Consider the following 22,746-nt stretch of genomic DNA (forward strand, 5'->3'; position numbering starts at 1 on the left):
TCAGTCGTCGGGCCTGGCGCACAGGCCCAGTTCTTCGATGCGCAACGCATCGTCGGTCAATCGCGTCAACACCTCTTCCAGGGCCTGTTCCCGTTCGGCCATGATGATCTGCGCCTGACTCAGGTAATCGGCATCGGGCAGGCTGCTCGCCTTCTCGTCCAGCGCGGTCAGTTTTGGCGCGAACTTATCCTCGACAGGCGCGAAACGGCGGGGAAAGGTGCGTTGCAGATAATCCTTCCAGAACGTTTGCTCGCTCAGGAACTGCAGCCATTTGGGCGAGAGCTCGGCGGTATTGACTCTGTTTTGCGCCACCTCCAGATCAGCCTGGGTAACGCCGGCCAATGTGCCGTAGCGCATGTTCCGTGGCTGGCCGGGCAAATCCAGTGTCTTGGCGAGGCCGGTACGATAGGCAAGATTGACCTCCAGCGGATCGAGTTTGGGAAATTTTCCGGCATGCTCCCGGGCTATCTCGTTCAACTGTTCGAGCCTGAACAGGCCACGTCCCAGCTTGAGCAGCGGTTTGGCGCTGGTGATCTTGCCCCCGGCGACGCTGGTGATCCGCTCAATTTCCACCGCCACTTCCAGATAACTGAAGCTGATGGCAGCGCTGTCTGTGCAATTGATCGGACTGGCCGCCAGATCCAGCAATTGATCACACAACGGCGCGTCGTTCTCTGCCGCCTCGAGCACGTTCCAGACGCGCTGCCGCAGGTCGTCCTTGATCTTTTCTGAATCGGCCGTGTTACCGAGTTCTGCGAGCAGACGAAACAGCCCTTCGGCACGCGTATCGTCTTTGAAAGCGTTCCAGATTCGCTCACGTTCCAGCCCTTGCGGTCCGATATCTTCAGGCAACCAGAGCGAGCGCGCCTGTTGTTCATCGAGCCGAGCGATATCGTCCTGCAGATAGCCCATGCCTACCCCGACATTGTCGCGGTAATTCTTCAGAAAGGTTTTGCTCGGATCATCCAGGGGATTGAAACGCAGGTTGAGCGCCTGACTGAAACGTCTCGATGTTTTGAACAGCCACTGCGGCAGGAGCTTGATGCTGTTTTCGCTCAGGTCCGCCCACTCCAGGTATGGCAGACGAGAAAGGCCTTTGGGCAGCTCGGTAATGCCTGTGTCTTGCAGCAACAGCCGACGCAGATTGAACATCCGCGAGATATCCGGCGTCGCACCCAGCGGGTTCTTGTTGAGGTTCAAATGCTCCAGATTATCCAGCCCATTGAGCTTTTTCAGCGTCTGCTCGCTCAACCGGACCTTGTTGCCCGCCAGACTCAGCCTTTTCAGATGGGGCATGTGCGACAGCATTTCAGGCAGGCGCGTCATGGCATTGCCATCGAGTTCCAGCGACTCGAGCTGTTTGAATGATTTGAGGAAATACGCAACATCATCGTCCTGTGCCATATCGCGCATGGACAGTTGCCGGATGTGATCAAAGCTGATCCCCGGCGGCAACGTCGGCAGCTTGCCGACGCGCATGCCATCAAGGCTCAGCACGCCGACGGCTGTGCCGTTTTCGTTGTTCACCTGGTGAAAGCGCCGAAAACCCTTCTCGATCAGCTCGGCGAAGGTGCGGCGGCTGTGTCGAACCTCGGCCAGATCACCGCCTACGGTGTTCATCGCGTCAATGTCTTCGCTCCAGGTAAACAGCGCGTCACGCAGACTCTCGAGATCCCCGCGCAAGGCTTTGACTCGCAATGCCCGACTCAGCGCATCGTCGCCCAGGCCGTCGATGAACTCACTGGCCTGCGCCTCGGTCATGCGCGGATAGAGTTTGCGGACTTTGCGCAGCAAGGCCGTCGGATGTTTGCTTACAACGGGCTGATCGCCTTGCACGCAGGCTGCCTCGACTTCTGGCGGTGCGGATTCGCCGTCGACCAGCGTGCGCGCGGTGGCCTCGCGCTCGCCCAGTGCCTTTTCGAGTAACTGGCTGCGCAAGCCAGCGGCGTCGGTTGGCAGCGTGTCGGCAGCAGCGGCGAGACCCTTGGACGGCTTCGTCGGCACAGCCTTGAGGATGGCGTCGAACAGCGCGTTGGGCCCGGCAGCGATTTTGCCACGGGATTTACCGCTGCCGTCAAAGGCTTCATAGCCCATCTCGGACTTCACCAGCGTGCACTTTTTGCCAACGCTCGCCGACTCCTCACCTATCGCTCGCAGAATCGGCCCGGTGAGCATCTTGTCGCGTATTTCCAGACGCACCTGCGAATCCCAGCCAGGCAGGCGCGGCAGCAACTGAATCGCCAGTTTGTCGGTGTCGTCGTTAGCCAGACGAGGCCAGTGAAACCCGGCGAGCGCACGATCGAGGCGCACCTGAGCGCTGGCGCCCCTCACGTTTTGCCCGAGCTTCAACGCCACGCGCCCGGTTGTCCGCAGGCGCTGGCGTTGCACACTCGGCGCCTGGTCGATGAGCTTTTTCGCGTAGCGCGCGGGGATGTCGGCAAAGACCTTGCGCAGTTTCAACACCTCATCCGCGTCGCTCTGATCGTAGCGTTGGTACATTCGCTCGAATGCCGCGCGATGGTCGACCTTGAGCGCTGCGCCGAGTTTTTTTGCCAGTGCCGAGTGCCGGACACCTTTCCCGACTTTGCCACCCAACAAAGCCTCTACTTCACTGTCATACAGGCCGTCGACGACGGTTTGCAACAATCGACCTCGGGCTAACTGGTCCTCATCGACCACCACTGCCCAGGTTTCATCCAACACGCTGGTGTGCGGATAGGTTGCGGTGACAGTGCCTTCGGCATCCGTGACTTCGATATAGCGATCGGTCGGCCAGCCGGGCAGCTCTGGCAGCACGTGCAGTTGCTCCTCGACGGCCTGCCCGGAATGGACTTCACCGCGTTGCAGCTCATTGTTCAAGCTGCGCAACTGTCGTGCCAGGCGAGCGCGCTCCACGGTTTCACGCAAGCGCACCGGCAGGCTGAGGTTGTCGATAAAAGCCTGATGCAGTGCCTCGGGCGGGATATCACAGAGGCGGCGCAGCATGTCCAGATCGGTACCGGTGAATTCGCTCAACGCCGGATCGATACGTTTGAGCGCGTAGGCAAAACTGCCCCACTCCTCAGGTTCTTCGGCGGGAAGCCGCCAGCCGCCTTCAATGTGCCTGGTGATGCGCGGGACATAGGCTTGCGCACGCCGGGCATGTTGCAGCCGCCAGACTTTGCTGTCAGGGGCATAGTCACCGGCGAAGATTCGATGGTCGACGCGGCCCATGGTCTTTTCGCCGATCTGATAAAAGTCTTTGGAGTCCGCAGCGATGGTGAACCCCGTCGGCAGGGCATGTTCGTAAGGCGCCAGATCAGGCTTCCACAACCGTGGCTGGCCGGCGCTATTGAGGATCGCGCTGAATTGCGCGAAGAACTGCGGGTGCGCTTGCAAGAGTTTTTTGCCCAACGCGCCCACGGCTTTCTGCCCGCCGGCGAAAGCGGCCATCGCGGCGATGCTTTCCACCACGCTGAGCACATGCGACAGCGCTTGCTGATGATCGCCACGGCGCCAGTCCTCGACACCCTCGAAGACTTCGCCGAGCATTTGCCCGACCGCAACGCCCATCATCAACTGCCCGAGCACCGGTACCACCAGCCCGGCGACCGAGAGGACGGTTACACCCCGTTGAATAAAATCGAGCAGGCGCTTTTGCCGCACCTCTTCATCGATATCGTCGGTCGGCACAGCCAGCTTGCGCGCGTCGAGCTGCAGCTTGCCGACATGGCTCTGCACCATGAATTCGAAGAGCGGCACGGTCATCGGCCACTGTTGGATATGCCCGAGTTCGACGCTGTCGGTGAAGGTTTTGAAGAAGTCGGCCTTGCTGTCTTCATCGAGGCTGTTGGCGAAATACTCACGATAGTCTTTCTTTTGCATCTGCTGTGTCAGGTATTGCTTGAACACGGTGAAGCTCGGGTATTCATACAATGGTCGTTGCGGTTCGCCGGCCATGTACACCACACACCGTTCACTGGGGTACAACTCCACCGATCGGCTGGAAAACACCACCGCGCCCCAGACACAACTGTCGAGAATCTTCACGCCTTGCATGATCATCGCTTGCTTGCCATAGAGCTTGATTCCACTCGATAGCACGCCATCGGCGTCGATCAGTTTCTGCAACACCTGCCGGGTGGCCGCACTGATATGCCCCTTGAGGGCGGCCTGCTGCAGGTCCAGTTGCAACAGCAGTTTTTTCAGCTTGGCGATATCCCGGGTCATGGCGCTGGTGGCGACGACTTTGCCATCACGGTCCAGCAGGCCGAACACCTTCTGGAAATGCTCCTGGTAGCGTTTGCCCAGATCGAGCTCGCGACACAGTTTGGCGAAAGCGGCCGGCGTCAGATCGCTCACGCCCTGCGCCGCACTGTTGATGCGAATGAAACTACCCTTCGGGAAGGTATCAGTTGCCTCGTCTTCGCTGAAATTCTGCATGGCCGCTTGCAGCAGCGTCGGCGTCGCGTTGGGGAAGGTCTGGATGCCGTTTTCATCGGTGGAAGTTGCCGGGCAACCGCAGTCGACGCCGGGCAGGCTGAGAAAGTCTTTCTCGACATCAAACGTGACGCCCGGCCATTTACCGCGCAAGGCCGCGTGCAATTCATCGATGCAAAAGCTATTCAGAGGTTTCAGCGCTAGCAGGTCCTTGTCGACCAGCACTTGCGTGTCGTGCAGGTCACGTACGGTCTGATCGAGTGCCGACAATGCTTCGGGGCTGGCTTTGAACAGGTGCGCAGGCAAGGTTTTCTGCAGCGTTTGCGCGGTGTCGAGATCGGCGGTGGCCTCAAGCAGCGTACCCAGGATGGCGTCGTCGGATGGCGAGGTTTTGTTCACTGTGGCGGGCATGGCAATAGTCCTTTATTGCGGGTCGGACCGATGAACATAGCGAACGGCGGGAATGGCAGGCGGTATCTACCTATCGCCGCCATAAAACCCGAGAACTCAACGGTTGATGAACGACCCGAACATCCACTTATAACTTATCGTTCTAAAACTCCACCTACCGTGGCGGGTCAGTTTCTGAGTACCCGCCCTTTTGGCGAGGTCCCGTTTGACCCCTCCCCAACGGAAAAACCGGTAAGGATTTTATGTGTGGATTAGCTGGCGAGTTACGTTTTGATCAACAACCTGCAGACCTTGCAGCCATCGAGCGCATCACCCATCACCTGGCCCCGCGCGGCCCTGACGCGTGGGGCTTCCATGCCCAAGGGCCGATTGCCCTGGGCCATCGGCGCCTGAAAATCATGGACCTGTCGGACGGCTCGGCGCAGCCGATGATCGACAGCCAACTGGGCCTGTCGCTGGCCTTCAACGGCGCCATTTACAACTTCCCGGAACTGCGTGCCGAACTCGAAGCGTTGGGTTATGCGTTCTATTCCGGCGGTGACACTGAAGTTTTGCTCAAGGGTTATCACGCCTGGGGTGAAGCGCTGCTGCCCAAGCTCAACGGCATGTTTGCCTTCGCCATTTGGGAGCGCGACGCGCAGCGCCTGTTCATCGCCCGCGACCGTCTCGGCGTCAAGCCGCTGTACCTGTCGCGCACCGGTCAGCGCCTGCGTTTCGCATCGGCCCTGCCGGCGCTGCTCAAGGGCGGCGACATCAACCCGATTCTCGATCCGGTGGCGCTCAACCACTATCTGAATTTCCATGCCGTGGTGCCGGCGCCGCGCACGTTGCTGGCGGGTATAGAAAAGCTGCCGCCAGCGAGCTGGATGCGCGTCGAAGCCGATGGCAGCACCGAGCAGAAAACCTGGTGGACCCTGCCCTACGGGCCTAACGAGGACGAGAAAAACCTCAAGCTGGAAGACTGGGTCGACCGTGTACTCGACAGCACCCGCGAAGCCGTAGCAATTCGGCAACGTGCCGCAGTGGACGTCGGTGTGTTGCTCTCCGGCGGTGTCGATTCGAGCATGCTCGTCGGCCTGTTGCGTGAAGTCGGCGTCGAGAACCTGTCGACCTTTTCCATCGGTTTCCAGGATGCCGGCGGCGAACGCGGTGACGAATTCCAGTATTCCGACCTGATCGCCAAACACTACGGCACTCAGCATCACCAACTGCGTATCGACGAAAAAGAAATCATCGAGCAACTGCCCGCCGCGTTCCGCGCGATGAGCGAGCCGATGGTCAGCCACGACTGCATCGCTTTCTATTTGCTGTCGCGGGAAGTGGCCAAGCATTGCAAAGTGGTGCAGAGCGGTCAGGGTGCCGACGAATTGTTTGCCGGCTACCACTGGTATCCGCAAGTCGACGGTGCAGCCGATCCGTACGCAGCTTATCGCACGGCGTTTTTCGACCGCAGCTACGACGACTACGCCGCCACCGTGCAGCCGAAATGGCTGACGGCCAATGACGCCGCCGGGGACTTCGTCAAGGAACACTTCGCCCAGCCCGGCGCTGATGCGGCAGTGGACAAGGCCCTGCGCCTGGACAGCACGGTGATGCTGGTCGACGACCCGGTCAAGCGGGTCGACAACATGACCATGGCCTGGGGCCTGGAGGCGCGTACGCCGTTTCTCGACTATCGACTGGTCGAACTGTCGGCCCGTGTGCCTGGCCAGTTCAAGCTGCCCGATGGCGGCAAACAGGTGCTCAAGGAAGCCGCGCGTCGGGTCATTCCAAGTGAAGTGATCGACCGCAAGAAAGGCTATTTCCCGGTGCCTGGCCTCAAACATTTGCAGGGTGACACGCTCAACTGGGTGCGCGAACTGCTGCTTGATCCAAGCCAGGATCGCGGCCTGTTCAACCCGAGCATGCTCGACAAGCTTCTGACTGACCCTCAAGGCCAACTGACTCCGTTGCGCGGTTCGAAACTGTGGCAACTGGCGGCACTGAACCTGTGGCTCAGTGAACAAGGAATCTGATTGATGAAACCCCATGCCACGTCCATCAACCAACGCCTGCTGCGTGGTCAGGCGCCGTCGTACGAACGTCTGCAAGCGCGTCTGGCCGAAGACGGAAGCACCCTGCCCTGCGCGCCGATTGCCGTGCATTGCGGCTGGGGCCGGTTGCTGATCGGCCATACCTTCCCCGACCCGGCATCGCTGGCGCAGGAACTGCTCAACGAACAACCCGGCGAGCGCGACATTGCGCTGTACGTCGCCGCGCCGCAGCAGATCCTCGGCCTCGAGCCGACGCAGCTGTTCCTCGATCCGTCCGACACCTTGCGGCTGTGGTTCAGCGATTATCGCCAGGCCACTCGCGTGTTTCGCGGCTTTCGCATTCGACGTGCGCAGAGCGAGGCGGACTGGCAAGGCATCAACCGGTTGTATCAGGCGCGCGGCATGTTGCCGATCGATCCCGAGTTGCTCACCCCGCATCCTCAGGGCGGCCCGGTGTACTGGCTGGCCGAGGATGAAGACAGCGGCGCGGTGATCGGCAGCGTCATGGGCCTCAATCATCACAACGCGTTCAACGATCCGGAAAACGGCAGCAGCCTGTGGTGCCTGGCGGTCGATCCGCAGTGTTCGCGTCCGGGTGTGGGTGAGGTGCTGGTGCGGCATTTGATCGAGCATTTCATGAGCCGCGGGCTGAGCTATCTCGACCTGTCGGTGTTGCACGATAACCGTCAGGCGAAAAACCTCTACGCCAAACTCGGTTTCCGCAACCTGCCGACCTTCGCGATCAAGCGCAAGAACGGCATCAACCAGCCGCTGTTTCTTGGCCCGGGGCCAGAAGCGCAGTTCAACCCGTACGCGCGAATCATTGTCGAGGAAGCTCATCGCCGCGGCATAGACGTGCAGGTCGATGACGCCGACGCCGGTCTGTTCACCCTCAGTCATGGCGCGCGCCGGGTGCGCTGCCGCGAATCGTTGAGCGACCTGACCAGCGCGATCAGCATGACCCTGTGCCAGGACAAAAGCCTGACTCACAAAGTGCTGAAGGCGGCCGGGCTGAATTTGCCGGCACAACAACTGGCCGGCAATGCCGACGACAATCTGGCCTTTCTCGACGAGCATCAGCGGGTGGTGGTCAAGCCGCTCGACGGCGAACAGGGCCAGGGCGTGGCGGTCGATCTGCAGACCATCGAGGACGTGCAGCAGGCTATCGAAGCCGCGCGGCAATTCGACAGTCGCGTGCTGCTCGAGAGCTTCCATGAAGGTCTCGATCTGCGCATCGTGGTGATCGGTTTCGAAGTGGTTGCAGCGGCGATCCGCAAACCTGCCGAAGTGGTCGGTGACGGTCAGCATTCGATCGGCGAGCTGATCGAGGCGCAGAGCCGGCGTCGGCAAGCTGCTACCGGTGGCGAAAGCAAGATCCCTGTCGACCACGAAACCGAACGCACCTTGCACGCCGCCGGTTACACCTACGACAGCATTCTGCCGGCCGGCGAACATCTGTTCGTGCGCCGCACCGCCAATCTGCACACCGGCGGCACCCTGGAAGACGTCACCGCCATTCTGCATCCGACGCTGGTCGATGCAGCCGTGCGTGCGGCACGCGCGCTGGATATTCCGATGGTCGGCCTCGACCTGATGGTGCCGGCGGCGGATCAGCCGGAGTACGTTTTTATCGAAGCCAACGAACGCGCCGGCTTGGCCAACCACGAGCCGCAACCGACGGCGGAACGCTTTGTCGATCTGTTGTTTCCGCATAGTCAGTCGGCGATCTGACAGTGATGTTCTGAATGCACCACCGCTATCGCTAGCAAGCTAGCTCCCACAGGGGAACGCATTCCAATGTGGGAGCGAGCCAGCTCGCGAAGGGGCCGCATCAGACACCGCAAATCCCCCTCATCGAAACCATCGGTGTGCTCAACCCATCAGGAGTTTCCATGACCCTGCAAATCCCCGAACCGGATCTGAACTACCTGCAAAAAGTCCTGCTGGAAATGCTCGCCATTCCCAGCCCCACCGGCTTCACCGACACCATCGTGCGCTATGTCGCCGAGCGTCTGGAAGAACTCGGCATCCCGTTCGAAATGACCCGGCGCGGAACGATTCGCGCCACACTCAAAGGCAAGAAGAACAGCCCCGACCGCGCAGTCTCGGCGCACCTGGATACCATTGGCGCCGCGGTCCGCGCGGTCAAGGACAACGGCCGCCTGACCCTCGCCCCGGTCGGCTGCTGGTCGAGCCGCTTCGCCGAGGGCAGTCGCGTCAGCCTGTTCACCGACAGCGGCGTGATTCGCGGCAGCGTGTTGCCGCTGATGGCGTCCGGGCATGCGTTCAATACGCAGGTCGATGAAATGCCGATCAGTTGGGATCACGTCGAACTGCGCCTGGATGCCTATTGCACGACCAAGGCCGATTGTGAATCGCTGGGCATCAACGTCGGCGACGTGGTGGCGTTCGATCCGCTGCCGGAATTCACCGAAAGCGGCCATATCAGCGCCCGTCACCTGGATGACAAGGCCGGTGTCGCGGCGCTGCTTGCCGCCCTCAAAGCCATCATCGACAGCGGCCAGGAATTGATGATCGATTGCCATCCGCTGTTCACCATTACCGAAGAAACCGGCAGTGGCGCGGCGGCGGCTTTGCCGTGGGACGTCAGTGAGTTCGTTGGCATCGACATCGCCCCGGTCGCACCCGGCCAGCACTCCAGCGAGCATGCTGTCAGCGTGGCGATGCAGGATTCCGGCGGGCCGTACGACTATCACCTGTCGCGGCACTTGTTGCGCCTGGCCGGTGAACACGAATTGCCGGTGCGCCGCGACATGTTCCGCTATTACTTCAGCGACGCGCATTCGGCGGTGACTGCCGGGCACGACATCCGCACCGCCCTGCTCGCCTTTGGCTGCGATGCGACTCACGGTTATGAACGTACGCACATCGACAGTCTGGCGGCGTTGAGCCGGTTGCTCGGTGCTTACATTCTGAGCCCGCCGGTGTTCGCCAGCGACGCGGCGCCGGCCAATGCCTCGCTGGACCGCTTCAGTCATCAGATCGAACACGATACGCAGATGGAGAGCGAAACGCGGGTGCCGCCGGTGGACAGTCTGGTGGGACAGCGTTCCGACAGTTAAAGCATCGTTGTCTGAGATACCGCTATCGCGAGCAGGCTCACCCCTACAGGAGAACGCATTCCAATTGTAGGAGTGAGCCTGCTCGCGATGTCGCCGTCGAGGCACTACAAAAACTGGCAGGCCAACCCCAATCGCCGTAGCATCGCGCCATTGATTTAGCCGAGGTGCCCATGCTGATACCCCACGACGCGCTTGAAGTCGACACCCTCACCCGCCTGATCGAGGATTTTGTCACCCGCGACGGTACCGACAACGGCGATGACACGCCGCTGGAAACCCGCGTTCTGCGCGTACGCCAGGCGCTGACCAAGGGCCAGGCGTTGATCGTCTTCGATCCGGAAAGCGAACAGTGCCAGTTGATGCTCAAGCATGATGTGCCCAGGCATTTGTTCGACTGACGCTCAGCGAACCTTCTGCACACCTTCCTTGCGCTTGATCCGGTCGTAGACTTCGGAGCGGTGCACGTGCACGTTTTGCGGGGCTTCGACGCCAAAGCGCACGCTGGAGCCATTGACCGACAGAACACGCAAAGAGATGTCGTCACCGATTGAAATCAACTCACCAACGACACGGCTGAGTACAAGCATGAGATAGGTCCTTCAGGGTTAGCGAACCCAGAAGATGCGCGGCTTGCGGCGGCTACACAATGCGCAGCAGGCAAATCAGTTTTGCCTTACAGCCTTGCGCGCTCAGAGCCGTCAGACGTTTCCCGCAAAACAACCTCAAGCCGCTGAAAAACGCGGCCCGAACAGGATCACGCTGGCGCCGATCACGCATAACGCCACGCCGATCCAGTCAGAGCCCAACGGGCGCGCTCGCTCGACCACCATCAGCCAGCCAATCGAAGCGACGATGTAGATTCCGCCGTAAGCGGCATACGCGCGCCCGGCGTAGTTGGCTTCGACGCGGGTCAGCAGGAGTGCGAACAGCGTCAGACTCAACAGTGCTGGAATCACCCACAGCGCACTTTTGCCCTGGCGCAGCCACATGAAGAAGGCGAAACAACCGGCGATCTCGAACAGCGCCGCGAGGAAGAACCACAAGTAATTGAGCATCGATGCGTCTCGACAGGGTGACCATTGCGGCCACCCTAACGACGCCGTCTGCTGCGGGCAAGTTCAGCCGTTGTTCTGTTTGGCCTTGGCGCGCATTTTTTCGGCCATGCTGGTCATCTCGTTATAGAGCAACTGCGGGTTCTTCTGCTTGATCGCCCAGGCCATGCGCCCTTGTTCGTGGGGCAGGATCATGAATTCACCGGCGGCCACTTGCCGGTAGATGTAGTCGGCGATATCCGCGGCGGTGATCGGCGAACTTTCCAACAACTTGCCCACCTGGGCCTTCATCGCCGGAGTCGGCCCGCGGAACGAATCGAGCAGGTTGGTCTGAAAGAACGACGGACAAACCACGTGCACACCGACTTCCTGTTGCGCCAGCTCAATCAACAGACTTTCCGAAAGCGCCACCACACCGGCCTTGGCCACGTTGTAGTTGCTCATCGCCGGCCCCTGCATCAGCGCCGCCATAGAGGCGATGTTGATGATCTTGCCTTTGCTCTGCTCGAGCAGCGGCAGGAACGCCTTGCAGCCCTTGACCACGCCCATCAGATTGATTGCGATCTGCCAGTCCCAGTCTTCCAGCGACAACTCGCTAAAGAAACCGCCCGAGGCCACGCCGGCATTATTGACGATGATGTCGATGCCGCCGAGTTTCTCTTCACACGCTTGGGCGAACGCTGTGAGCTGGCTGTAATCGCGCACATCGCAGCGCTGCACAAAACCGTCGCCGCCGGCCTCGCGGACTAGTTTGAGGGTTTCCTGCAGGCCCGGTTCGCTGACGTCGGACAGCGCCAGTTGCCAGCCCTCACGCGCCCAGCGCAGCGCGATTTCGCGGCCCAGACCGGAGCCCGCGCCAGTGATCATCATGCGATTTTGCATAGCAGACAGCCTTGTTGTTCCGGGAAAGATGCGCCGAGTGTAGCGAACGTTCGGCCACCACCCACGCTCCATCAGATTGCTGAATGGTGAGTGCAAACCGGGGCGCGTTGGATTCAATGAGGGCGAGTAAGTTCTGAACTAGCCGGGCGAAAAAACGAAATAAGCCTGCAATCCAAATACATTAAAAAAACATGGAATTTTTTCCACTTGGCACAAGTCGGAACTTGTAAGCCGGCTGGAATTACTTGGTATCCAGTCGCCCTTGAACATCAAGACTTCTCGACATTACCAACAAGGAAATCGACATGGGCACAATTCTTATCATCATCCTGATCCTGTTGCTGATCGGTGGTCTGCCGGTCTTCCCGCACTCCAGAAGTTGGGGTTATGGTCCGTCGGGCATCATCGGTGTCGTACTGGTCGTGCTGTTGGTGTTGTTGTTACTCGGCAAGATATGACGATTTAAAGCTGAAAAAAAAGAGGCCCTGTTCAGGGCCTCTTTTTTATTGCGCGTTTTTTAACAGCAATCAGTCCGGCTTGCCGTGAATCACACCGGCGGTGTTATCCAGCAGGCTCTTGGTCGCGGTTTGCAGGAACGCTTCCAGCTTGAGTTTCAGTTCGGCGGTACGCGGTGCATTCGGCACTACTTCGGCATGCGGATTGGCACCGAGTTGGTATTGCCAGATTTTCGGCCCCATGTCCTTGTCGCGCGGCAACACCAGAATCTGGTCGGCGGTGACAATCGCCGTGGTCTGCTCGCTGCCCGATGGCTTGATCACACCGAAACCGGTATCGCCCTGCGGCAGGTTGAGCAGGTCGCGGCCCCAGCACTGGTGCCGCACTTCGCCACCGAGACGCCCCATGATGGTCGGCACGATGTCGATCTGGGTGCCCACCGTATGGTCACGCGTACCGAACTTCTGCTGGATGCCCGGGGCGATCATCAGCATTGGCACGTTGAAGCGGCCCAGGTCCATTTCGGTGATCTGACGCTCGTTGCCGAAGCCGTGGTCGCCGACGATGACGAACAGGGTTTCGTTGAAGTACTTCTCCTTGCGCGCCTTCTCGAAGAACTGGCCCAGCGCCCAGTCGGAGTAGCGCATGGCAGTCAGGTGTTCGTTGAGGCTGCCACGGTCAGTCACGCGCTCGACCGGCAATGGCGTCGGCAAGGCGTATGGCGTGTGGTTGGACAGGGTTTGCAGCAGCGCGTAGAACGGCTTGCCGTTTTCCCGCGCCTTCAGCTCCTGCAGACCACGGTCGAACATGTCCTGGTCGGACACGCCCCACGTCGGATCGGAGAACACCGGATTGACGAAGTCGTTGCGGCCGACGAAGTTGGTCATGCCCTGGTTGCTGAAGAAGCCCGACTGGTTGTCCCAGGCAAAATCGCCGTTGTAGACGTACACGTCGTCGTAGTCACGCGCACTGAGCAACTGCGGCAGGCCGGACAGCTTGTGGCTGCCTTCCGGGGTCTGCATCAGGTATTCGAAACCTGGCAGGTTGGGGAAGCAGGCCATGGTGGCGAACATGCCCTGGTGGGTGTGCGTGCCGTTGGAGAAGAAGCGGTCGAACAGCAGGCCTTCCTTCGACAGCTTGTCCAGGTAAGGCGTGATATTGCCCGGCGCGCCCAGCGCACCGACCGAGTGACCGGCCATGCTTTCCATCAGGATCACGACGACGTTCTTGATCGGCAGGGTCTTGTCGGCCGGTGGCATGTAGTCACGGCGTACCGCAGCGATGTCGGCGTCGACCAGTTTGTCGTCCGGCATCAGCAACATGTCGCGCACCACTTTTTGCGCCTGTTCCTGCGGCAGAGTGGCTTTCCAGATGTTGTCGCGGTCTTCGCCCATGCGCGCCTTGGCGGCAGCGATCAACGACAGCGTGCCGTTGAGGCCGAGCTGGTTGGCGAAGTTGGAATCGGTGGTGTACACATCGCCCCAACGCATTGGCGGGCCCTGACGCAAGGTGCCACGAGCGGCGACTACGCAGATCAGCAGGCAGACCACGAACACCGCCAGACGGGTGTACCACGGCGCGACCTGACGCGAGCTGACACTGCCGCCACTGAACGGCCCGCGCGGGCGGGTGGCGCGGTCGGCGCCCTTGAACGCCAGGGTCAGAATGACTGTGCCGATGACCCACGCCAGCAGGTAGCGAACCACCGGGAAACCGTACCAGAGCATGCTCATCACGGTTTTCGGGTCTTCTTTCACGTACTGGAACACCAGACCGTTAAGGCGCTGGTGAAACTCACGGTAGAAGTCCATCTCCATCAGGCCGAGGAACAGCGCAATGCTCGACGCGATGGTCAGCCACAGGCGGAAGAAACCGCGCGCGGCCATGGCCCGAGCGCTGAACAGTGCCAGCACCAGCGGAATGCACAGGTAGACCACCAGGCGCAGATCGAAGCGCAGGCCATTGACGAACGCTTCAATGAAGGTCGAGGCTGGGGTGTCGAGGATCATCTCGCGGTTGTAGACCAGCAGCGCGAGGCGCAGCACGGAAAACATCACCATCATGACCAGCGCACAAAGCAGCGTGTAGGCCAGATGCGATTTGACGGTCGGTTGCAGCAGGCGACTGGAAGATCGCTGCTGATTCAGGGCGTCCGGGTTTGCCATGTCGTTTTAGGACCCATTGGAAAGTTGAAGTTGCAAAGAATAAAGCGGCGCCGTGCCCTCTATTGGTCATTCCAGACCCCGGGGCGTGCGCGGTGCGCAAATGTTGCACGATCACCCGCACCATTGCCATTGATTACTGCTGCGCCGCCAGTGCTTTCATTTAGAGCCCTGACAGCGAGGCAACAGCGCGGGCGAATTGTCGGGAAGACTTTGTGAAAATTTCGTCCAACGCATATCTGGAAACACAATAAAGCCGGAAACGAAACGCCCCGAATCAATCGGGGCGTTTATTTCAAAGTGCGCGGATTATTTCTCGGCGCGTTGCTTCAAGGCTTTGAGCGTATTGAATGGCGCATCGACCACGAACTTGTTGGCAACCATGGCCGGCACGCTGCCGCCTGGTTCGGTGTGCACTTGATAAGTCACTTCGACCTGATCGCCTTTGGGCACGAACTTCCAGAAGCCCTTGACTTGCTGAACCCGGACGAAGCCTTTTTCTTCCGGCAGATAAGTCGGCACACCTTCGAGATTGCGGGTCAGGCTGCCATCGGCGCCTTCGACGGTGGTGATGCGCAACACCGAATCACGAGGAGTGACCGGCCACGGCGTGTTGAACTGGGTGTAGGTCCAGCTCTGGTCGCCCTCGTGCTTGAGCAGTTTCTGGCTTTTGCATTCGTGAATCCAGGCGCAGGCACCGGCGACGTCTTCCTGCAGCGCGCGCAATTTGGCGATGGTGGTGTTCATCAGCGCGACGCCCTGGTAGGACTTGTAGTCCGAGCCGGGTATCTCGCTCAGCGAGACCTTGATGCCGTCCTCGTTCTTGGCGACCTTCCAGTCTTCAGCCTGAGCAACCGAGGTGGCCAGCACAGCGGTCAAACCACACAAGAGAGCAATACGATGCAGCGAACCCATAGTCTTTTCCTTATTGTTGAAGTTCCGTTGCCTTGACACATCACGCCGCGGTCATGGCCTCCCACCAACCGATCAGCCTGATCGCTTCTTCGGCGCTGCTGCCACAGACTTCAACGTCGGCAGCGAAGCCTGCGCAGACTGGCGGACGCTCCGGGCGGCCGAAAATGCTGCACAGGTTATCGACCGACAGCTGCACGCAACGTTCGCCGGCAGGTTTGCCATCGGGCATGCCGGGAATCGGCGAACTGATGGACGGGGCAATGCAGCAAGCCCCACAGCCTTCACGGCATTTCATGACGAACAATCCTCGCAACGGGCGATGTGTAAAGAGACGGGAAACAGAGTAACCGCTAAAACGGCTGTTTCAAATTGTCTGCGGCGGGTTTTCAGCGATAAGTGGAAGTGACTGACCAGTCTCCGACCAAGCGTCTGTTCTGCGGGTCACAGCCAAGCGTCATTTACTGTTTGAATTCAAAGTCCAGCGCCGCGCCTTCGACTTCACGGCGTTCGTCATTGCGCAGTTGCAGCTGCATTTCGTTGCTGAGCAGACGCCCGTTGAGCTGGAAGCCGCTGTCTTTTTCGCCAAACATCTGCGGCAGAATCGCCTCGCGCTTGGGCAGTTCCACCGTGCCTTTGGGCTTCAACTCTTCAACCATATCCCTGGGGAGGCTGAGGTCGAGCTTCGCCGACGGTAATCGGGTTTTCGCGACTTCGCTGGCGGGTTTCGATTTCGAGGCTACCGGGCGGCGCTTCTTCACCGTGGCGGCTTTTTTCGACTGGGCTTTTTTGGCGGGTGCCGCGGTTTTCGCGGTTTTCTTGCTCGTACTGGTCGCGGCCGGTTTTTCCTGGGTGGCAGCCGCCATGACACTCGGCACCTGACCGATCATCAACAAACCCAGCAAAACCCACGCGGCAGGAACAATCGCTTTCATGGACCCAACGAACTAACGGCAGAGGGCCACATGCTCGCTCGTTGTGCGCGACAAGACAAGCCTGACCTGCCGCTCGTTCAGAATCCGCCAGCGGTTTCCTGACACAGTTGCGTCGCCAGCAACCCCAGCGTCATCAACGCCCGTTCCGCCTCGCGGTTCCACGGAATCCCGCAATTGAGGCGGATACAGTGGTTGAACTGCTCGGTGTTACTGAAGATCAGCCCCGGCGCAATACTGATGCCCTGCTGCAACGCACGCACATGCAATTCTTGCGTGTTGACCCGCCCCGGCAAACTCACCCAAAGGATGAAACCGCCCGTGGGCCGGGTCATTTGCGTGCCTTCGGGGAAGTGCTGCTGCACCGCCAACTGGAAGGCGCTGAGGTTTTTCCGGTATTCCTGGCGGATGTACCGTAAATGCCGGTCATAGCCGCCGTTTTCCAGATAAGCGGCAATCGCCATCTGCGTGACACTGCAGGCCGAATGCGTGCTGAAGGTCTGCAAACGCTGGATTTCCTGCTGATACTTGCCAGCGATCATCCAGCCGATGCGCACACCCGGCGACAGGGTCTTGGAAAAGCTCGAACAGTAAATCACCCGATCGAGGCGGTCATAGGCCTTGAGCGCTTTGGTCTTGCCCTGCTCGAACATCAGCTCGCCGTAGATATCGTCCTCGACAATCTGGATATCGAAATCCGAGGCCAGCCGCAGCAGTTGTTTCTGCCGCTCTTCGGGCATGGTGCCGCCCAGCGGATTGCTCAGGCGAGTGGTCAGCACCAATGCCTTGATCGACCATTGGTTGGCCGCCAGTTGCAACGCTTCCAGGCTCATGCCGGTGGCGGGATCGCTGGGGATTTCGATGACTTTGAGACCGAGCAGATCGGCCAGTTGCAGCAGACCGTAATACGTCGGGGACTCAGCAGCGATCAGATCCCCCGGCCGGGTCAGCACCCGCAAGGACATTTGCAGGGCATCGACACAACCGTGGGTGATCACCACCTCAGACGGATCGACCACCACACCGGCATCGCGCATGCGTATCGCCACCTGCCGGCGCAGCGGTTCAAAACCGGGGCTGAACATGTAACTGAAAGCGCGCGGACTATGGAAACGCGTGACCTTGGCCAATTGCTGGTGCAACGCACGCACCGGCAAGTAATCGACACTCGGCACCGCCGCACCCAGCGGAAACACCCCTTCACGACGCGACTCGACCAACACCTGCTGAATGATACTGCTGCGCGTCACCAGCCCCGGCCGCTCAACCCGCGCAATGTCCGGCGTCGGCGCCGTCAGCGCCGGCGTCTGGTGCACGTAATAACCCGACTGCGGCCGCGCCCGAATCAAGCCCTGATCCTCAAGATTGGCGTAAGCCTGCAACACCGTTGCATGGCTGACATTGAGCTGCGAACTCATCTTGCGCACCGAAGGCACCCGCTCCCCCGGCTGATAAACGCCACGCCGAATATCCTCGGCCAGCTGCTGAGCAATACGTTGGTAGAGCAAGAGATTGGTCATGACGCAGCACTCGATTTCACGGGCGATTTTATTCTTGTGCGAAACAATACCGGAACAGTTTAGAAGTGTACTGGGACAGTTGTCACTTTAGTCGACGATACAGTGCGGTGTCTGCGGGACTGTGCTGTTTTTTTGAGAAGTGGTCGAGGAATGTGGCTCAAGATCAAAAGCCCCTCACCCTAGCCCTCTCCCAGAGGGAGAGGGGACTGACCGAGGTGCATGCGAGAGTTACGCCGACATGGAATACCGAGTCGTACTCAAACTTTTAAACCAACCGAAATCGGCTCCCTCTCCTGGGGGAGAGGGCTGGGGTGAGGGGCGAATCCACCACAAACCCCAAGCCAACCCCCCGCTTCTAACCACTCATTACAATGAGCGCCAGCTCGAGTGCTCTTGATCTTGCCTAACCAGCGACATCGGAAGGCTGAGTGCAGGGATTGATCCGGGCGTGGGAGCGCAGCGACCGTCTGGCGCAGCCAGACACAGCGGACGTAGGTGCAGCGAAGCAAACCGTAGCCGCTGCGCCCGGATCGATCCCGGAGCGAAGGGACCCGAGCCTGCGAGGGCCGAACGCAGGAGCAAGCCTTTTCGGTTACCTTTTCGGCGTCTGGAAAAGGTGACTCGCCGTAAGGGCGAAACCGCCATCAGCATCACCCAAAAAAACGGATATTCACCCAAAAACCCAAGAGCCTGGTCGGCCCAGAGGCCGCCAAGGCCAACCTAACGAGCCGCCCCGAGTTGCCCCTTTTCATCAGAAAAAACAATCTCAACCCGACGATTCTGCGCCCGCCCACGCTCGGAAGCGTTGGCGTCTACAGGGTACTCATCCCCATACCCCTCAACCTGAATCCGCTTGTCATCAATGCCCAGGTCAATCAACACATCCGCCACCGACTGCGCCCGGTCACGCGACAACTTGAGATTCTCCTGCTTGCCCCCGGTACTGTCGGTATAACCCTCGATCCGCACCACACGCTTGGGATTCAACTGCAGAAACTGCACAATCTTCAGCACCACGCGATTGGCCGAATTCTTCAGCTCCGCCTCACCGGTATCGAACAGCACATCGCCCAGCGTCATCACCAGACCCCGATCAGTCTGCGTAGTCGCCAACGCAACGATCTGCTCCTCAAGCCACTTGCCCTGCTGCTGCACACTCAACAACTTCGATTCGCGCAAGGCCAGTTGCAGACGTTGGCGCTCCAGTTCCAGCTTGGCTGCGCGCTCTTCGTTGAGCACCTGATTGGTATGCTCACGAGCAATTTCGCTGTAACGCTGGCTCAGATAAGCGTAATGCACCACGTCCGAACCGCTGCCCCAATAGGTCGACAGGCGATCGGCGCGGGCCAAAGACTCACCGGCACGAATCACATCTTTCGGCGCGATACGCAATACGTTCGAATCTTCCTTGACCTTCTGAAAGTCGCTGCCAGCCTGCTGCAACGCCGCTTCACTGTGCTGTCCGGCGCAGCCAGAAAGGCTGGCGCAACTGACGAGGATCAGGCTGCCGAGGATTTTCGCTGACAGGTTCATTGGGCATTCCCCAGTTGCTTGCGCAGTCGGGTGATGCGGGTGTTCAGTACATTCAATTGCTCTTCACTTTTCTGGGTCAGCACCTTGGCTTCGGCCAGCCGGGCGTCCAGTTCAGCCTGCTCGGCGCGCATCCGCGCGTTGCGGTAAGACTGGTCAGCCATGTTGCCTCTGGCGCGTGTGTACTTGGTTTCTGCCAGTTTCATTTCCGGCACTTCATCGGCCGTGGCGCCAACGGCCTTGGCCTGAGTAATGGCCTGCTCGGTCAGACGCATTTGTTCGATGGGTGCCGGATCGGTCGCGCAACCGGCCAGAGCCAGAACGGCCACGGCCGCGAAAAGAGGTCGAATACTCACTAAGAATCCCTACTGTTTGGGGGCACTGACGGGTTGTGGCGGCTGTTGCTGCTGCGCCTTCCAGCGCTCGATATTGCGTTGCAGTGCAGCTTCCGTCAGTCCGGACGCGGGCAATTCTGTCATCTTTTTGGCGAGCTGTCCGCGCAACCACGGATCGTTACACGCCGAGTTATGGGAAACCGCGAGAAACAAACCGGGCCGATCGATGGGTTGCTCGAACGCCAGCAGATCGTTGGTCATGCCCAGCGCCTGCGCGGCCGCCATGCCCGAGTAGCGGCCGGCGAGGACATATTCCACTTCCCCCAGAAGCAGTTTCTGCAGAGCTTGGGTGAGGTTGGCCGTCTTGGTCAGGGTCAGATTCTGCTCGGCGAAAATACCGAATGCCTGGGTCATCCGCGACTTTTCCGACAGAGCGCCGGCATGCCCGTGCAGGTCTCTGGCGTCGCTGTAAACCAGCGTCGAGCCTTTGCGGGTCCAGACCAGATAGTCGTTTTCCAGCAGCGGTGGATGAACGTAATCGAGGGTTTCCAGCTCGTTGAGGGTCAGCGGCGCGTCGGCCAGCAGGTCCATGCGCCCGCTGCGCACCTCATCAAGGGCTTGCGCGCGTTTGCCGGCATACAGCAGATCGATTTTGATGCCGAGGTCTTTGCCGACTTGCTGCAACAGGTCGGCACTGGCACCGATCAGCCGTTTCGGGTTTTGCGGGTCCTGCCACAGGTACGGTGGCGCATCCGGGCTGCCGGTGACGACGAGGCGTTCGCACTTGCCCGCCGCTGATGCCACCACGGGCAACAGGGCCAGACCCAACAACCATCCGCAGCGCAGATCCATGGCAACACGCCCCCACTCAAATTCAAGACAAAAAAAACCCGACCAAACGGTCGGGCTCTTTATAAGTGAAGCGGCTGGATTAGACCAGCTTCTCCAGCTCGGGTACCGCTTCGAACAGGTCAGCCACGAGGCCGTAATCGGCCACCTGGAAGATCGGCGCTTCTTCGTCCTTGTTGATCGCAACGATCACTTTGGAGTCTTTCATGCCGGCCAGGTGCTGGATCGCGCCGGAGATACCGACGGCGATGTACAGCTGTGGCGCAACGATCTTGCCGGTCTGACCGACCTGCATGTCGTTAGGTACGAAACCTGCGTCGACCGCGGCGCGCGAAGCACCAACGGCAGCGCCGAGCTTGTCGGCCAGAGCGTACAGGTGTTTGAAGTTGTCGCCGTTCTGCATGCCGCGGCCGCCGGAAACGACGATCTTGGCAGCGGTCAGCTCTGGACGATCGGACTTGGCCAGCTCTTCGCCAACGAAGCTCGAAATGCCCGCATCGTGCGCAGCGCCAACGGCTTCAACAGCCGCCGAACCGCCTTCTGCGGCAACCGGGTCGAAACCGGTGGCACGCACGGTGATCACTTTGATCGCGGCGGTCGATTGCACGGTAGCGATGGCGTTACCGGCGTAGATCGGGCGCTTGAAGGTGTCAGCGCTTTCGACCGAGATGATCTCGGAGATCTGGTCAACGTCCAGCGCAGCAGCAACGCGCGGCAGGATGTTTTTGCCGTTGGAGGTGGCGGCAGCCAGGATGTGGCTGTAACCAGCGCCCCCGCCTTCATGGGCAAGAGCTGCAACCAGCGGAGCAACGTTTTCCGGCAGCTGATGCGCGTAAGCGGCATTGTCAGCGTTGAGGACTTTGCTCACGCCAGCGATCTTCGCAGCGGCTTCGGCCACCGGGCCTGCGCCCTGACCTGCCACCAGTACGTGGATGTCGCCGCCGATTTTGGCAGCGGCAGCCACGGTGTTCAGCGTGGCCGGAGCCAGCACTTTGTTGTCGTGTTCGGCGATTACCAAGATAGTCATGATTAGATTACCTTCGCTTCGTTTTTCAGTTTCTCGACCAGTTCAGCCACCGACTTGACCTTGATGCCCGCGCTGCGTGCAGCCGGCGCTTCGACTTTAAGGGTCTTGTTGGTGGAGGCGGTGGAAACGCCCAAAGCGTCCGGAGTCAGCGTCTCGAGAGGCTTCTTCTTGGCTTTCATGATGTTTGGCAGGGACGCGTAGCGCGGCTCGTTCAAACGCAGGTCAGTGGTGACGATGGCCGGCAGTTTCAGCGAAACGGTCTGCGCGCCGCCGTCGATTTCGCGGGTCACGGCAACCGTGTCGCCGGAGACTTCGACTTTCGAGGCGAACGTGCCCTGACCGTAGCCGCTCAGTGCAGCGAGCATCTGGCCGGTCTGGTTGTTGTCGCTGTCGATCGCCTGTTTGCCGAGGATCACCAGTTGCGGCTGTTCCTTGTCGACCACGGCCTTGAGCAGCTTGGCCACAGCGAGGGAAGTCAGATCTTCAGCGGATTCGACGAGGATGGCACGGTCGGCACCCAGAGCCAGTGCGGTACGCAGCTGTTCCTGAGCGGTGGTCGGGCCGATGGAGACGACGACGATTTCAGTCGCAACGCCCTTCTCTTTCAGGCGTACGGCTTCTTCCACTGCGATTTCGCAGAACGGGTTCATCGACATCTTGACGTTGGCGAGATCGACGCCGGAATTGTCCGCCTTGACGCGGACCTTGACGTTGTAATCCACAACGCGTTTGACAGCTACAAGAACCTTCATGGATTCCTCGTTACTCTCCGGTGAAAAGAAAGTCGCCTAGGCGAACCTGGCGGTTGATGCTCATCAGGCTAAAGGGCACCTCTAAAAACGCCGACGTGGCTGCAATTGGCTGAGTTGTGAATGCCGCTGACCGTTCGTCAGCGGTGACCGACCAGTCGTGGATTTCCAAACCGTGCGAGCGGCGCGAAAAATTGCGCTGCGCTTCACCCTTACTGCCCGTGCCCTGTCTTTAGACGTGCTCCTGAAAGCGCCAGTCTGCTTACGACCAACGCAAAACCGCCCGTATCTTGACCGGAACGCCTATTCCGGTCAATACAGCAAAATGACCACTCATAAGCCGCGCTTCTTTGATTTCTCTGGGCTGGAGGCAATTCAAACAAACGTTTGTATT

At 59.8% G+C, this 22,746-nt stretch carries 19 protein-coding genes; 5 read left to right on the forward strand and 14 right to left on the reverse strand.

Annotation, left to right across the window (positions count from 1 at the left end):
• A complete protein-coding gene (locus BLU52_RS16990; protein WP_090285104.1) occupies positions 1–4,830 on the reverse strand; it encodes an NEL-type E3 ubiquitin ligase domain-containing protein in 4,830 nt (1,609 codons plus the stop codon).
• A 242-nt stretch (positions 4,831–5,072) separates the two neighbouring features.
• On the opposite strand from BLU52_RS16990, the gene BLU52_RS16995 reads away from it, so the two are divergent.
• The 4 genes from BLU52_RS16995 to BLU52_RS17010 all read left to right on the forward strand — a co-directional run bounded on the left by BLU52_RS16995 (position 5,073) and on the right by BLU52_RS17010 (position 10,344).
• A complete protein-coding gene (locus BLU52_RS16995; protein ID WP_090285106.1) occupies positions 5,073–6,845 on the forward strand; it encodes an N-acetylglutaminylglutamine amidotransferase in 1,773 nt (590 codons plus the stop codon).
• 3 nt (positions 6,846–6,848) lie between these two features.
• Positions 6,849–8,594 carry an N-acetylglutaminylglutamine synthetase gene (gene ngg / locus BLU52_RS17000; protein ID WP_090285108.1) on the forward strand — a complete coding sequence of 582 codons (1,746 nt, stop codon included), beginning with the start codon at positions 6,849–6,851 and terminating at the stop codon, positions 8,592–8,594.
• A gap of 161 nt (positions 8,595–8,755) precedes the next feature.
• Entirely contained in the window at positions 8,756–9,946 is a 1,191-nt protein-coding gene (locus BLU52_RS17005; protein ID WP_090285110.1) for an osmoprotectant NAGGN system M42 family peptidase, read from the forward strand.
• Positions 9,947–10,116: 170 nt separating this feature from the next.
• Positions 10,117–10,344: a YheU family protein gene (locus BLU52_RS17010; RefSeq protein WP_090285112.1), complete on the forward strand. Its 228-nt coding sequence runs from the start codon at positions 10,117–10,119 to the stop codon at positions 10,342–10,344.
• Positions 10,345–10,347: 3 nt separating this feature from the next.
• Here BLU52_RS17010 and csrA read toward each other — a convergent pair whose 3' ends face one another.
• The 3 genes from csrA to BLU52_RS17025 form a co-directional block, all read right to left on the reverse strand.
• Positions 10,348–10,533, reverse strand: coding sequence for a carbon storage regulator CsrA (gene csrA / locus BLU52_RS17015; protein ID WP_090285114.1), 186 nt, complete (start codon positions 10,531–10,533; stop codon positions 10,348–10,350).
• A gap of 135 nt (positions 10,534–10,668) precedes the next feature.
• The gene (locus tag BLU52_RS17020; RefSeq protein WP_090285115.1) at positions 10,669–11,001 is read right to left on the reverse strand and encodes a YnfA family protein; all 333 of its coding nucleotides are present in this window, start codon (positions 10,999–11,001) and stop codon (positions 10,669–10,671) included.
• 63 nt (positions 11,002–11,064) lie between these two features.
• Positions 11,065–11,880 carry an SDR family oxidoreductase gene (locus tag BLU52_RS17025; protein WP_090285117.1) on the reverse strand — a complete coding sequence of 272 codons (816 nt, stop codon included), beginning with the start codon at positions 11,878–11,880 and terminating at the stop codon, positions 11,065–11,067.
• A gap of 299 nt (positions 11,881–12,179) precedes the next feature.
• Between BLU52_RS17025 and BLU52_RS17030 the strand changes: the two genes are divergently transcribed.
• Positions 12,180–12,338: a DUF3309 family protein gene (locus BLU52_RS17030; RefSeq protein ID WP_172833327.1), complete on the forward strand. Its 159-nt coding sequence runs from the start codon at positions 12,180–12,182 to the stop codon at positions 12,336–12,338.
• Positions 12,339–12,407: 69 nt separating this feature from the next.
• Here the strand turns inward: BLU52_RS17030 and BLU52_RS17035 are convergent, their stop codons facing one another.
• The 10 genes from BLU52_RS17035 to BLU52_RS17080 all read right to left on the reverse strand — a co-directional run bounded on the left by BLU52_RS17035 (position 12,408) and on the right by BLU52_RS17080 (position 22,355).
• On the reverse strand, positions 12,408–14,501 hold the full coding sequence (locus BLU52_RS17035) for an LTA synthase family protein (protein ID WP_090285119.1): 2,094 nt from the start codon (positions 14,499–14,501) through the stop codon (positions 12,408–12,410).
• A gap of 306 nt (positions 14,502–14,807) precedes the next feature.
• On the reverse strand, positions 14,808–15,413 hold the full coding sequence (locus tag BLU52_RS17040) for an START domain-containing protein (protein ID WP_090285121.1): 606 nt from the start codon (positions 15,411–15,413) through the stop codon (positions 14,808–14,810).
• Between the two features lie 40 nt (positions 15,414–15,453).
• Positions 15,454–15,708 carry a YkgJ family cysteine cluster protein gene (locus BLU52_RS17045; protein ID WP_090285123.1) on the reverse strand — a complete coding sequence of 85 codons (255 nt, stop codon included), beginning with the start codon at positions 15,706–15,708 and terminating at the stop codon, positions 15,454–15,456.
• Positions 15,709–15,871: 163 nt separating this feature from the next.
• Entirely contained in the window at positions 15,872–16,345 is a 474-nt protein-coding gene (locus BLU52_RS17050; protein WP_090285125.1) for a translation initiation factor 2, read from the reverse strand.
• A 77-nt stretch (positions 16,346–16,422) separates the two neighbouring features.
• On the reverse strand, positions 16,423–17,862 hold the full coding sequence (locus BLU52_RS17055; protein ID WP_090285127.1) for an aminotransferase-like domain-containing protein: 1,440 nt from the start codon (positions 17,860–17,862) through the stop codon (positions 16,423–16,425).
• A 720-nt stretch (positions 17,863–18,582) separates the two neighbouring features.
• Complete coding sequence (locus BLU52_RS17060) at positions 18,583–19,395, reverse strand: OmpA family protein (RefSeq protein ID WP_090285129.1); 813 nt, start codon at positions 19,393–19,395, stop codon at positions 18,583–18,585.
• The gene (locus BLU52_RS17065; RefSeq protein ID WP_090285131.1) at positions 19,392–19,748 is read right to left on the reverse strand and encodes a DUF4398 domain-containing protein; all 357 of its coding nucleotides are present in this window, start codon (positions 19,746–19,748) and stop codon (positions 19,392–19,394) included. Before BLU52_RS17065 ends, BLU52_RS17060 begins: the two co-directional genes overlap by 4 nt.
• 9 nt (positions 19,749–19,757) lie before the next feature.
• The gene (locus tag BLU52_RS17070; RefSeq protein WP_090285133.1) at positions 19,758–20,579 is read right to left on the reverse strand and encodes a substrate-binding periplasmic protein; all 822 of its coding nucleotides are present in this window, start codon (positions 20,577–20,579) and stop codon (positions 19,758–19,760) included.
• Positions 20,580–20,658: 79 nt separating this feature from the next.
• Positions 20,659–21,603, reverse strand: coding sequence for an electron transfer flavoprotein subunit alpha/FixB family protein (locus BLU52_RS17075; protein ID WP_090285135.1), 945 nt, complete (start codon positions 21,601–21,603; stop codon positions 20,659–20,661).
• Positions 21,604–21,605: 2 nt separating this feature from the next.
• Entirely contained in the window at positions 21,606–22,355 is a 750-nt protein-coding gene (locus tag BLU52_RS17080; RefSeq protein WP_090285137.1) for an electron transfer flavoprotein subunit beta/FixA family protein, read from the reverse strand.
• Positions 22,356–22,746 lie beyond the last annotated feature (391 nt).

The organism is Pseudomonas granadensis, assembly GCF_900105485.1.
GTDB lineage: Bacteria > Pseudomonadota > Gammaproteobacteria > Pseudomonadales > Pseudomonadaceae > Aquipseudomonas > Aquipseudomonas granadensis.